Raw genomic sequence first — 12425 nt, 5'->3', positions numbered from 1 at the left:
GCGGTAGACCATCCATTCCAGCTCCAGGCTGCTGAAGGCATCTGCACCGGCATCACCGCAGGTGGCGGGGAACTGCTCTGCCAGGGTTTCAAGACTCTCACGCAGCGCGGTGTCTTCACCCAGCGCATCGACCAGGCTCCATACTCGCCCCCCGACAGCGTTGGTATACCGCTGGGCTTCGTCCGACGCCCCCTGGCGGTCCAGCACATCGGTGAGCGCGCTGTTCCGCCCGTTTTCGAAGAGGCTGTCCCAGCGCGATTGTTGCGCCACTGTACCGGCGCCACGCCCAGCGGGTTGCCCTCAGTAACAGGCGGGTCAGGTGCACTATGTCGCCCATGCGTGCGGCCATCTCCGGCGTTAGGGTGATGGCGTTGTCATGCAGGTCGAGCACTTCCAGTCGCAGGCCCTCCAGGGTCGCCAGGCAATTGCCGGCTCCAGGTAGGCAGTCGTCGGGTAAGGGTGGCTTGGTGGTAGGCGCGGGTGGGGGGCGGGCATCGTGGGCTCTCCGGTTCAAAGGCCCACAATCCAACCGCTGCAAGTCTGCGGGGGTGCTGTAGCATGCTATCGGCCTGGCCAGCACCTGGGCCACACTGCTAGGGTCAACTGATGTTTTTACAGGGAGCCGCCATCATGCGACCGTTCAGCGTCAACCACATCGACCATCTCGTGCTGCGTGTCAGCGACCTGTCGCGCAGCATAGTGTTCTACCAGGAACTGCTGGGTTGCGAGGTCCGCCGCATCCGCGAGGACCTGGGCATGGTCCACCTCGCGGCAGGCACGGCCATGATCGACCTGGTCAGCCTCGACGGCCCACTGGGGCGCCCTGGCGGGGCCGCGCCGCAGCGCGAAGGCCGCAACCTGCATCATTTCTGCCTGCGTATCGAGCCCTTCGACGAGCAGGCGCTCAGCGCCTACCTGCAGTCTGCCGGGGTGTTGGTCGAGCCTGCCGAGAAGCGCTACGGCGCCGAAGGCGAGGGGCTTTCGCTGTACTGCTACGACCCCGATGGCAACCAGGTCGAGCTCAAGGGCCCGGTAGGCCAGAGCCGCTCATAAGCGTATATAGCTATTCGCCATGCTGGCGAGTGGATATCCCCGCAAAGCCGATTATGCTTCAACGTACCTTGCTGCGATCCTGGGCGGTCCGCCTTGTCGTGCTTCGCGCAACCGTAGTCCTGTATCAGCCTAGGGGCCTGGGTGCGGCAATACTGGTGAGGTGCTCCGGCCTAACAAGAACAAGACGGAGGCAACCCATGGCGGCAATCGACAGCACCTCGACGGGCAGTGCGCCCCAGCGTGGCATGAGCAAGGAGGAGCGCAAGGTCATCTTCGCTTCATCCCTCGGTACAGTGTTCGAGTGGTACGACTTCTATCTCTACGGCTCGCTGGCGGCGATCATCGCCAAGCACTTCTTCGCCGGCGTCAACGAAACCACCGCGTTCATCTTCGCCTTGCTGGCCTTTGCGGCAGGCTTTGCCGTGCGGCCGTTCGGGGCGATCGTGTTCGGGCGCCTGGGCGACATGATCGGGCGCAAGCACACCTTCCTCATCACCATCATCCTCATGGGTGTGTCGACCGCGATCGTGGGGCTGTTACCCAGCTACGCCACCATCGGCGTGGCCGCGCCGATCATCCTCATCACCCTGCGCCTGCTGCAAGGCCTGGCGTTGGGCGGCGAGTACGGCGGGGCGGCTACCTACGTGGCCGAGCATGCGCCGCCCGGCAAGCGCGGCTTCTTCACCTCGTGGATCCAGACCACCGCGACCCTGGGCCTGTTCCTGTCGCTGCTGGTGATCCTCAGCTGCCGCACCATCCTGGGTAACGAGGCGTTCGAAGCCTGGGGCTGGCGTATTCCGTTCCTGCTGTCGATCCTGCTGCTGGCGGTGTCGGTGTACATCCGCCTGCAACTGAACGAGTCGCCGGTGTTCCTGAAGATGAAGGCCGAGGGCAAGGCGTCCAAGGCGCCGCTGACCGAGTCGTTCGCCCGCTGGGACAACCTCAAGGTGGTGATCATGTCGCTGCTCGGCGGCACTGCCGGGCAAGCGGTGGTGTGGTACACCGGGCAGTTCTATGCGCTGTTCTTCCTGTTGCAGACGCTGAAGATCGACCCGCAGACCGCCAACCTGCTGATTGCCGGTTCACTGTTGATCGGCACGCCGTTCTTCATCATCTTCGGCAGCCTGTCGGACCGCATCGGGCGCAAGAAGATCATCATGGCCGGCTGCATCATCGCCGCGCTCACCTACTTCCCGATCTTCAAGGCGCTGACCGAGTACGGCAACCCTGCGGTGTTCGTCGCCCAGGAGCAGAACCCGGTGGTAGTGGTGGCCGACCCTGACCAGTGCTCGTTCCAGTTCGACCCGGTGGGCAAGGCCAAATTCACCAGCTCCTGCGACATCGCCAAGAGCTTGCTGGCCAAGCGCGCCATCCCTTATGAGAACGAACGCGCAGAGCCTGGCACGGTGGCGCAAATTCGCATTGGCGAGCGGGTACTGCCGAGCTTCGACGGCAGCAGCCTGGCTGCGGCCGACTTCAAGACGCAGAACGACGCCTTCGTCGCCACCTTGAGCGGTGCGCTGAAGGAAGCCGGTTACCCGGAAAAAGCCGACCCTGCGCAGATCCACTACCCGATGGTGCTGTTGCTGCTGACCATCCTGGTGATCTACGTGACCATGGTCTACGGCCCGATCGCGGCCTGGCTGGTGGAGCTGTTCCCCACACGCATCCGCTACACCTCGATGTCGCTGCCGTACCACATCGGCAACGGCTGGTTCGGCGGTTTCCTGCCGACCGTGGCGTTCGCCATGGTGGCGGCCACCGGGGATATCTACTACGGGCTGTGGTACCCGATCGTCATCGCGGTGATGACGGCGGTGCTGGGGATCTTGTTCCTGCCAGAGACCAAGGACCGGGATATCAACCACGACTGAGGTAAAGGGAAAGGGCCGCATTGCGGCCCTTTCTGCTTAATCGCGCAGGGTAAACCGATACCCCACGTCCACCCCCGCACAGTCATTCTTGCGCCAGGTCTTCTTCAGCACGAACTCGAACGCCGGCTCGAACAGTCCGTCGCGCCACACCGCGCCGCCCAGCACCTCCACGTCGTACCAACCATTCTCCAGCTCGATGATCGGCCGCCCCGGTTCCTGGTAGCGCGCCAGCAGGTCGCCCAGGGTCTTGGGTGTGAAATGCTGCAGGATGCGCCAGGTGAACAGCATCACTGCCCGGTTCTCGACCCGCAGCACGTAGCCCGCGCGCCGGTGCTGCACACGGTTGCCCGGCTCCAGCAATGCCGGCGTCGGCTCGCCAACGCTGAAGATGATCCGGTAGGGCAGGTTCTCGATACCCGCCAAGGGCAGGACCACGCCCTCGAGCACCGCCTGGTCGCCGATATCGCTGCTGGTGAAGGCCCGGGCCAGGTCGTTGGGCAGGTCGTGGTCTTGCTTGAAACGTTCGAGCAGCTGGATGTCGGCGACCAGGAAATAGTCGACCAAGTCGTTGAGGACTTCGCTGAATTCATAGCGCATCGGGTTTTTTCCTTGTTCTAGGTGCGCTTTTGGGAAGGGTGCGCTCAATGGCGCTGGGCGATCTGGATCAGGTTGCCGCAGGTGTCGTCGAACACCGCCACGGTCACTGGGCCCATGGCAGTGGGCGGTTGGGTGAACTGCACGCCGGCAGCGCACAGGCGGGTGTATTCGGCCTGGATGTCGCGTACGGCAAATGAGGTGGCGGGAATACCATCGGCCTTGATTGCTGCTTGGTAGGCCTGGGCAGCAGGGTGTGAATTGGGCTCTAGCAGCAACTCAACGCCATTGGGGTCGTTGGGCGAGGTCAGGGTCAGCCAGCGGTGACGTCCCATGGGAACGTCATGCTTGGGCTCGAAGCCCAGTACGTAGTGATAGAAAGACTGGGCTTTGGCTTGGTCGTCTACAAAGAGGCTGGTGACAACGATCTTCATGGCAGTTTCCCTTTGCTCGATAAGGTATCTCCGTGAAGTAAAGACGCTTCATTGGCCTTGGCCAGTCGTGGAGGCGCTTTGTTGTCTCACCTCGGGAATAGCGGGGTGGCGCAACCCAAGCTCCTCTCTTTCCTGCGCGGGGAACAGTGAGTCGGCAGCCCACCAAGCCGCGTTGCGAAAGGGTTGTGCGGGCGTGTCGACGTAGTTGTCCAGCAGCTCGTCCCAGCCTTCACGGGCATCGTCCAGGCGACCGGCCTGCACGTGTTTGTGAAGTTGTCGCCACAACAGCTGAAGTCCGTTGAGGTGACGATTGACTTCATCGACCCGTTCACTGAGGCAGAGTACTTCGACAGTCATTTCGCCACGCTCATCCCGGCCTTCTACGGTCCACTTCCAACTGCCTTTGGGCTTGGTACGGTCGACTGGCATCCATTGTAGATGCTCGAACGGGTTGTCGTGTCGAGGGTCTATCAACAAACGTCGCTCATGATGAGTGACGTAATGCTCCTGCGCTATCTCGTCGGCACTGGGGCGACAAGGTGTCGAGATACGCTCATAGCCTGCTTCAATGGGAAATCGACTTCCCTTTCGACCGTTCATGTTACAGCGGTCACAGGCGAAATAGAGGTTGCTCCAGGTCCAGGCCATCCACCAGTAATGGGTATTTATGCCGACCCAGCGGCCATCGACTTTGTCTTCGGCTCCTTTTTTGGGACGGAAGTGCTCAACAGGGCGCTTAAAAGGGTCCTCGTTTTTCTCGCAGAATGCGCACTTGCCATGTTGACGGTCCCGCAAATCGGGCCTGGCTACTTGATAACCTGTGTCCAACAGCTTAGTGAAGTCCTCATGACCCGTACCGTGGTTGTTGAAGGCTGTGATTGCTGCTGGGAGTCGCTCTTCACGGCTGGCTTTGAGCGTTTCAGGCTCGTCACCTAGATCGAGCCTAATCATCGATAGAGGCTCCCGGTTTGTCGCTCAGTGGTGTGGCGAGATCGGTGATCAAGGCGGCCGTAAGCTTAGCCCTCAAGCTTTCCATCTTCTTCTGTTGATGCGGCGTGCGATGCGGGTTAGTCGCCAGGGCGGTGTAGCTGCGCAGCGCCTCACCGTGGGCATTCAGGGTCAGGCCCTCCAGGCCGAAATACGCCTGGTACATTTCGGTGCCTGTCATCGTCCGTGGGTCAGGCTGGGTGTGCAGGTCGGCAGGCTTGTCGACGGGGTCCCACTCACCGGTATCCGAGTCGGGAGTGATACGGCAGACATCACCGCTGCTGGGGTCAGCATGGACGCGAATGATTTCTTCTGGAGACAGTGAGGCGAGCACAACCGGACTGTGAGTTGTGGCGATGAACTGCAATTTCGGGAAGGTTTTGCGTAGCGCTGGGATCAAACGTGCCTGCCAGGTAGGGTGCAGATAAAGGTCGATTTCGTCGATCAGCACCAGGCCCTCAAAGTCCTGAGGCTGAAGCCCAATATCGCTGTCGCGGTGCGCCTCCAACAGAATGTGACCTACCAGGTCGGCGATCCAGGCGATCGTCGATTGATAGCCATGTGCGAGGGCAATACCAGGGATTTTGACCGGCTTACCTCCCATCGTTTGCTGGAAGCGCTCGCGCTCCAGAAGATCGGATGATTTCGTGACACCGCCATTGCCGCGCATTTCCAGGTTGGCAAGATCCTCTGGTAGCACGCCGGTATTGATGATCGTGCGCTTGAGTACATCGGTATAGGCACGTGCTTTGGCCCCCTCGTAGTGACCGAGGAAGCTCGTGCTGGTAAGGGGGTACTGTGAATCGAACAACGGCTTCATGCGATCCACGGAGGGGCGAACAAGGTCAGGTACGCGACCTGTCGCCGGGAGGGTCCGGTGCAAGCCATAACCAATGACGAACCAAAGGTGCAGCTCCCTGGCACGGGCAAGATCCAAGGGGTCTTTTTCGACCAGGCGCCGCTCGTCTATGTGGTAGTACGCCGCTGCACGGATGGAGGTTTCTTCCGGGTCCAGGCTGACATTCGATTTCAGTCGAACCCCGGCGGGGGGCTTTTGCTCGAGGAGCGGGTGGCAAGTGCCGTCCAGCAGGGCTGACGGGGTAAAGTCGAAGTCCGCCTCGATGGTCATTGGCTGGTCCTGACGCCGGTCAACCAACAGGGCGAATGTATTGCTGGCCAGGTCATTCACGCGCAGCGTGCCCGCCGATGCCAAGGCAATGGCCTGAAGAATGCTGGTCTTGCCGGTGCCGTTCTCGCCGATGATCACTGTCCACATCCTGGGCTTGCCATTGTCGTCGGTGAACGTCAGGCGAAGGTCTCGAAGACGTTTTAGGTTCTGAACGTTCAAGGAACGGATGTACATGGTCGCCTCACTGGCACAGCAAGTTTGAATGCTTGAGCGTAGCTATCTGGCCGCTTTCAGCGCGGGCCGCTATGGGCAGGAATGATACCTGAAGCCCTGAACTATCGGTCGCTCAGTACCCTGAATCGGGGAAATTCTCGGGGGTATTTCCCCATCTGTACGACTTGATCGACTCAACTTATTGAAATAAATGAATATTTTTAATGGCATGCGCCTTGCTCCGGCCCTTCGCAGAGTCCCTGTGTCCCCCGGAGGTGCAGCATGAAGACCCCGCTCAAAGGCTCCGTCCTGACGTCCCTCATGCTGGCCCTTGTGGGTTGGCAGGTTACCAGCGAAGCGGCGGTGCAGTGCCAGCGCAATCTGGTGGCCAACGTGGTGGCGCTGGACCAGCCGCTGATGTTCAACCGCCTTGGCGCGCAGAACGCCAATGGCATGATGTTCGCCCTGCGCCAGGATGTGGTGGACGAAAACCACGTGCCGCTGACCAAGGGCGGCGCCGCTGTGCCGGGCAAGGTCACCCTGCGCCCGGACAAACGCCCGCGGCCCATCGTGCTACGGGTCGGCGCAGGTGACTGCCTGACGGTCAACCTCACCAACCTCTTGGCCTACCAGGCCAACCCCAACAAGCACGGCATCGACCACGACGAGCACGAAGTCGAGGGTGAGGAAGACGAGGGCGTCGAGATCGAGAACGCAGGCGATGAAAACTTCGTCGCCGACGAACAGGTCACCGACCGTCACGTGGGCTTCCAGGTCAACGGCCTGCAAGCGGTGAACAGTATCGGCGATATCGCCGCCAACACCGGGCGTAACGGCAACTTCCTGATCGCCCCCGGCGCCAGCCGCAGCTACACCCTGTATGCCGAGCGCGAAGGCGCTTTCGCCGCCACCAGCCTGGGCGCCACTTTCGGCGGCCAGGGCGGGGCGGGCAACGTCGCCAATGGCCTGTTCGGCCAGGTGGTGGTGGTGCCCAAGGGCGGGCGTACCTACCGCAATACGCTGACCGAAGAGGAAATGCGCCTGGCCACCACGGGGCGTACGGCCACTGGCCAACCGGTGATCGACTACGAGGCGCGCTACCCGCAAGTGGAGCCCTGGATTACCGAAGGCAAGGCCGGCAAGCCGGTCATCGCCATGGTCGATGGCAACGAGATCCTCAACAGCGAAACCGATGCCATTGTCATGGGCCCCAACCCCGATGGCAGTTTCCCGCGCAGCACCTACCCCCTGGAAAGCCTCGGCAAGCGCAACCCGGCGATTCCCAATCGGCTCGAGGCGTTCCGCGACTTCGCCGCGCAGTTCGCCGACGAGGTGGCCACCACCCAGGCTTTCCCAGGCTATTGGGCAGACCCGGTAATGGGCCATGTGCTGGAACCGGCCCGCGACTCGTTCATGATCAACTACGGTTCCGGCGGCATGGGCGCAGAAGTGGTCGCCAACCGCCTGGGCGTGGGGCCGATGCACGATTGCCTGTCGTGTGCCTACGAGGAGTTCTTCCTGAGCTCCCACACCGTCGGCGATATCGGCACCCTGGTGGACGTACCGGCTAACGTCGGCCTTGAACGCATCCGGCCCGGCGAAGTGCCGCCAGCCAGCGCGGTAGGGGTCAAGGCCAGCATGGCGCTGTACCCGGCAGAACCTGCCAACGTGCACCACAGCTACATCGGCGACTTCACCAAGTTCCGCAACACCCACAACGGCCACGAGCAGCACATCTTCCACCTGCACGGGCACCAGTGGCTGTTCAACCCTAACGACGACAACTCCGACTACATCGACGCCCAGGGCATCGGTCCGGGCGTGGGCTACACCTACGAAATCGCCAACGGCGGCTCGGGCAACCGCAACCGAGTGGCGGGCGATGCCATCTACCATTGCCACTTCTACCCGCACTTCGCCCAGGGCATGTGGGCCATGTGGCGCGTGCACGATGTGTTCGAGGCGGGCACGCGCCTGGAGGTGAGCGGCGAAAGCGAAGACGGCTTCCACACCACGCCGTTCGCCCTGCGCAGTGGCAAGCCAGCCGCTGGCGCGCGGGCGCTGCCGGACGGCGAGATCGTCGCCGGCACGCCGATTCCGGCAATCGTGCCGCTGCCAGGCAAGGCCATGGCGCCGATGCCGGGCAAGGTCGTGGTGGTGCCCAAGCTCGCCGAAGAGGGGGTGGCCGAGCACGACGACGATGAAGAGCAGGAAGGGGGGGACGAGCATGGCGCCGCACCACGGGCCGTGGGCTCGCTGGCCCTGGTCGACCGCAGCGAGACCAACCGCAACGCCGACGGCAGCCTGAAGAACCCCGGCTTCCCATTCTGGATCGGCGGTATGGAAAGCAGCGTCGGCCAACGTCCGCCAACCCCACCGCTGGACATGCTAGACCCCGCGCTGGCGCGCCAGCTCAAAGACAGCGGCAACGCGCTGTGGGCCAACCTCGACGCCAACCAAGTCGATGGCTGGGACGGCGGCCTGGGTCGCCACGCCCTGGACGGTGTTTCCGCCGGTGGCGAGGCGGTGACCACCACCACCCGCCTGGACTTTTCCAAGGTGGTGCACAAGGCCAAGCCCATCTACCTGCCCGAGCAGGGCACCGACGTCGAGCAGGCCGCCATGCAGTTCCACGCCAAGGCCGAGCACCCAAGCTTCGCCCTGGTACCCGGCAGCGCCCCGGTAGCCAAGGCATTTCGCACCAACGGCGCGCTGCCTACTGCCGGCGCGCCGTTCTACGAGCCGTGCATGGACGACCGCGGCAAGCGCCTGACCCAAGCCTCGGGCCTGGGCGAATATTTCAGTGGCGAAAGCCTGGGCGGCCTGAATTTCCGTGGCGCCTCCACCTTCACCGCCGACCGCCCGCGCATCTACAAGGGCGCCAACATCCAGTTCGACGCGGTATACAACAAAGTGGGCTACCACTTCCCGCAAGCGCGCATCCTCACCCTGTGGGAAGACGCCTGGCCGGTGATCACCAAGCAGCGCCCGCCAGAGCCGCTGGTGATGCGCATGAACACCTTCGACTGCACCATGTACCAGCACACCAACCTGATCCCGTCGTTCTATGAAATGGACGACTACCAGGTGCGCACGCCCACCGACGTGATCGGCCAGCATATCCACCTGCCCAAGTGGGACCTGACCGCCGCCGACGGCTCGGCCAACGGCTGGAACTACGAAGACGGCGTGCTTTCGCCCGGCAGTGTGGTCGAGCGCGTGCATGCCATCCGCAGCTTCAATGGCTGTACCGAAGGCGACACCCGCGACGGCACCGAGGCCTGCCCGAAGGCCAAGCAGCACCCGTACTTCGGGCGCTTCGGCCGGGCTGACTGGCTGGGTGCGCGCACCGCCATGCAACGCTGGTTCGCCGACCCGCTGATCAACGTGCACAACGTCGACCGGGGCCTTGGCACCATCTTCACCCACGACCACCTCGGCCCCTCGACCCACCAGCAGCTTGGGCTGTACGCCACCGTGCTGGCCGAACCTGCCGGCTCCACCTGGTACCACGCCGAAACCGGCGAGCAGCTGTACAACCCGGCCGTGCGCCAGGACGGCGGACCGACCTCGTGGCAGGCGGTGATCCAGACCGGCGACCACGACGGCGATGGGCGCAACGACAGCTATCGCGAGTTCTTCCTGGAATACAGCGACTTCCAGCATGCCTACGAGGCCGGCGTTTACGTGGGGGCAGGCCCTGATGGCGTGCCCAATGGCCAGGCCTTCCCGGCCACCGCCGACAGCTTCCGCTACGCCATCAACCCACCGGTACGCCAGGCTGCGTCCAACCTGCTCGAATCGGTGGTGGAGTCCCGTGGCGGGCTGAGCCCCGGCTGCCCGACGCGACCTTGCCCGCAGGCGATCTCGGTGGATGACCCCGGCATGTTCGTCGTCAACTACCGCAACGAACCGCTGGCCCTGCGCGTGTTCGACCCCAACAAGGTCGGCCCGGACGGCAAGCGCGGCATGCAGGCCGACGGCCTGGGCGGTGACCTGGCCTATGCCCTGCAAAGCCGCACCGACCGGGCGATTCCAGCGATGAACCTGGCGCCTTCGGCCATCACCTCGGCGGTCGGCCCCACCGGCGGCACCACGCTGTTCCCGCCACACGTGAACAAGGGCAGCGAACCGGGCGACCCGTTCACCCCGATGCTGCGCACCTACTCCGGCGACAACGTGCGCCTGCGCATGCACGCTGGCGGCCACGAAGAGGAGCACAACGTCACCCTGCACGGCGTGAAATGGCTGCAAAACGGCTCGGGCTTCGGCAGCAGCTCCAACTCGGGGTGGAAGTCCTCGCAGATGGTGGGCATTTCCGAGCAGCTGGGCTTCATGGCGCCGGTGTCGATGATCTCCAGCTCTGCGGCCACCAACGGCGACTACCTGTACTCGCTGGATGCCGCCCTGGAAGGCTACTGGAATGGCATTTGGGGGGTGATGCGCAACTACACCGCGCAGCGTCCGGACCTGTTCCCGCTGCCGAACAACCCGCAGCCGGTAGCCATGCGCAACACCGTGGCCTTCGATGGCATCTGCCCGCGCACCACGGCCAACCCCAACGGCATCGGCACCCGGCCGACGGTCAAGCGCAGCTATGAAGTGGTCGCGGCGCTGGCCAACGACATCCTCGAGAACCGCCATGGCGTGAGCATCAGCGACCCAGCCGGCGTCGGCCAGCATGTCGGCGGCCCGCTGAAAGCCAATGGCGGCACCCTGGTGTTCAACAGCCGTCGCACCAGCATCCCGCTGGCCACCGTCACCGACGAGGAAGACGGCACCACCTTCACCATCGGTGGCCACAGTGCGCCATTGCACGACCCCACCGCCGTGATGTACGTGCGCAAGGCCGACCTCGACGCCACCACTGGCAAGCTCAAGCCCGGCATCCCGGTAGAGCCCCTGGTGCTGCGCGCCAATGCCGGCGACTGCATCAGCATCACCCTGGAGAACCGCCTGCCGCTGGTCATGCCCGACCTGCCCAGCACCGCCGTGATGCAGAACGTGGTCAAGCGCGACCGCAATGGCAGCGAGGGCTCCACGGCGTTCAACAACAACCTGATGCGCCCGTCCAGCCACGTGGGCCTGCATGCCCAGTTGCTGGCCTACGACATCACCAAGTCCGATGGCACCAACGTTGGGACCAATCCGATCCAGACCGTGCCACCGCGTGCCGGCAACAGCGGCGCCTACCCCAGCAAGGTGTACCAGTACTACGCCGGGCACCTGGAGCGCGAAGGCAAGCCGGTGCTGCAACTGGGCCGCACGGTGGACAACATCAACACCACGGCCATCGAGTTCGGCGGCCTGAACCTGACCCCGGCGGATCTGATCAAGCAACCGCAGAAGGGCCTGGTGGGTGCGATGAGCGTGCTGCCCCAAAGTGCCACCTGGACCGAGGACGGCGCCAGCCGCGCCCAGGCCACGGTCAAGGCGACGGGGCTGGCCGACTACCGCGACCTGGTCACCGTGTGGCAGCGCTCGCTGAACATGCGCTGGGCCGATGGCCGGCCGGTGGCGGGTATCGCCACCGAAGGCAACGGCGTGCCGGGCGATCCGAAGGACAACGGCAACATGGCCATGAACTACAAGACCGAGCCACTGTGGCTGCGCTTCGGCCTGGCCCCTGACGCGCCATTCGGCCGCGCCGATGGCCATGGCTTCGGCGACGTACCCAACGCTCACATGGCCTACAGCAACGCCCTGATCGGCGGCGACCCGCAAACCCCGGTGCTGTGGGCCAAGCCTGGCCAGCCGCTGCGCAGCCACGTGCTGATGCCCAGTGGTGGCAGCCGCGGCATCACCTACCAGCTCGACGGGCACCTGTGGCCACTGCATGCCTACCAGCCCGAGAAAAGCGACCTCGATGGCCACCCCATGGGCTTGCCAGGCATCGGTTCGGTGCGCTTTGGCTACAACCCGATGTCCATCTACGTTGGCGCCCAGGAGAGCGTGCTGCCGGCGGCGCACTTCAGCTTCATGCTGCCCAGCGCCGGTGGCGCCAACGCCGTGCCCGGCGACTACCTGTTCCGCGACTACGCCGCCTACGGCAACGTCTCCGGGCTGTGGGGGATCTTGCGGGTAACCCACGAAACGCCGCCGGCCACGGCACCGGCGCAATGAACCAGGGGGAGTGCGAGC

7 protein-coding genes and 1 pseudogene are annotated in these 12425 nt (G+C 63.8%); 3 read left to right on the top strand and 5 right to left on the bottom strand.

The features are described 5' to 3' along the window. Positions 1 to 3: 3 nt before the first annotated feature. Positions 4 to 270 (bottom strand): annotated as a pseudogene (locus ACQKPE_RS00695) (NEL-type E3 ubiquitin ligase domain-containing protein); the annotation flags it as partial. A 360-nt stretch (positions 271 to 630) separates the two neighbouring features. Between ACQKPE_RS00695 and ACQKPE_RS00690 the strand changes: the two are divergent. Both ACQKPE_RS00690 and ACQKPE_RS00685 read left to right on the top strand, forming a co-directional pair. Then, complete coding sequence (locus ACQKPE_RS00690) at positions 631 to 1053, top strand: VOC family protein (protein WP_427662854.1); 423 nt, start codon at positions 631 to 633, stop codon at positions 1051 to 1053. Between the two features lie 197 nt (positions 1054 to 1250). Continuing rightward, positions 1251 to 2927, top strand: a complete 1677-nt coding sequence (locus tag ACQKPE_RS00685; protein WP_427662853.1) for an MFS transporter — start codon at positions 1251 to 1253, stop codon at positions 2925 to 2927. A gap of 36 nt (positions 2928 to 2963) precedes the next feature. Here the strand turns inward: ACQKPE_RS00685 and ACQKPE_RS00680 are convergent, their stop codons facing one another. The 4 genes from ACQKPE_RS00680 to ACQKPE_RS00665 are packed head-to-tail and all read right to left on the bottom strand — an operon-like array spanning position 2964 to position 6305. Further along, the gene (locus tag ACQKPE_RS00680; protein ID WP_427662852.1) at positions 2964 to 3524 is read right to left on the bottom strand and encodes a hypothetical protein; all 561 of its coding nucleotides are present in this window, start codon (positions 3522 to 3524) and stop codon (positions 2964 to 2966) included. Between the two features lie 44 nt (positions 3525 to 3568). Next, positions 3569 to 3955 (bottom strand): VOC family protein, encoded by a 387-nt coding sequence (locus ACQKPE_RS00675; RefSeq protein ID WP_427662851.1) that lies wholly within the window; start codon positions 3953 to 3955, stop codon positions 3569 to 3571. Between the two features lie 48 nt (positions 3956 to 4003). After that, the gene (locus ACQKPE_RS00670; protein WP_427662850.1) at positions 4004 to 4906 is read right to left on the bottom strand and encodes a hypothetical protein; all 903 of its coding nucleotides are present in this window, start codon (positions 4904 to 4906) and stop codon (positions 4004 to 4006) included. Continuing rightward, the gene (locus ACQKPE_RS00665) at positions 4899 to 6305 is read right to left on the bottom strand and encodes an AAA family ATPase (RefSeq protein ID WP_427662849.1); all 1407 of its coding nucleotides are present in this window, start codon (positions 6303 to 6305) and stop codon (positions 4899 to 4901) included. Before ACQKPE_RS00665 ends, ACQKPE_RS00670 begins: the two co-directional genes overlap by 8 nt. Positions 6306 to 6566: 261 nt before the next feature. Between ACQKPE_RS00665 and mnxG the strand changes: the two genes are divergently transcribed. Next, the gene (mnxG, locus tag ACQKPE_RS00660; RefSeq protein ID WP_427662848.1) at positions 6567 to 12407 is read left to right on the top strand and encodes a manganese-oxidizing multicopper oxidase MnxG; all 5841 of its coding nucleotides are present in this window, start codon (positions 6567 to 6569) and stop codon (positions 12405 to 12407) included. Positions 12408 to 12425 lie beyond the last annotated feature (18 nt).

Origin of the sequence: Pseudomonas sp. NPDC089554 (assembly GCF_050280645.1) — a bacterium.
GTDB lineage: Bacteria > Pseudomonadota > Gammaproteobacteria > Pseudomonadales > Pseudomonadaceae > Aquipseudomonas.
The sequence above is the reverse complement of the archived record's forward strand: the minus strand, read 5'-3'. Positions and strand labels throughout refer to the sequence as shown.

Coding starts and splice junctions, on each gene's coding strand:
- ACQKPE_RS00690 (WP_427662854.1), top strand. CDS start 631: ATGCGACCGTTCAGCGTCAACCACATCGACCATCTCGTGCTGCGTGTC.
- ACQKPE_RS00675 (WP_427662851.1), bottom strand. CDS start 3,955: ATGAAGATCGTTGTCACCAGCCTCTTTGTAGACGACCAAGCCAAAGCC.
- ACQKPE_RS00670 (WP_427662850.1), bottom strand. CDS start 4,906: ATGATTAGGCTCGATCTAGGTGACGAGCCTGAAACGCTCAAAGCCAGC.
- ACQKPE_RS00680 (WP_427662852.1), bottom strand. CDS start 3,524: ATGCGCTATGAATTCAGCGAAGTCCTCAACGACTTGGTCGACTATTTC.
- ACQKPE_RS00685 (WP_427662853.1), top strand. CDS start 1,251: ATGGCGGCAATCGACAGCACCTCGACGGGCAGTGCGCCCCAGCGTGGC.
- mnxG (WP_427662848.1), top strand. CDS start 6,567: ATGAAGACCCCGCTCAAAGGCTCCGTCCTGACGTCCCTCATGCTGGCC.
- ACQKPE_RS00665 (WP_427662849.1), bottom strand. CDS start 6,305: ATGTACATCCGTTCCTTGAACGTTCAGAACCTAAAACGTCTTCGAGAC.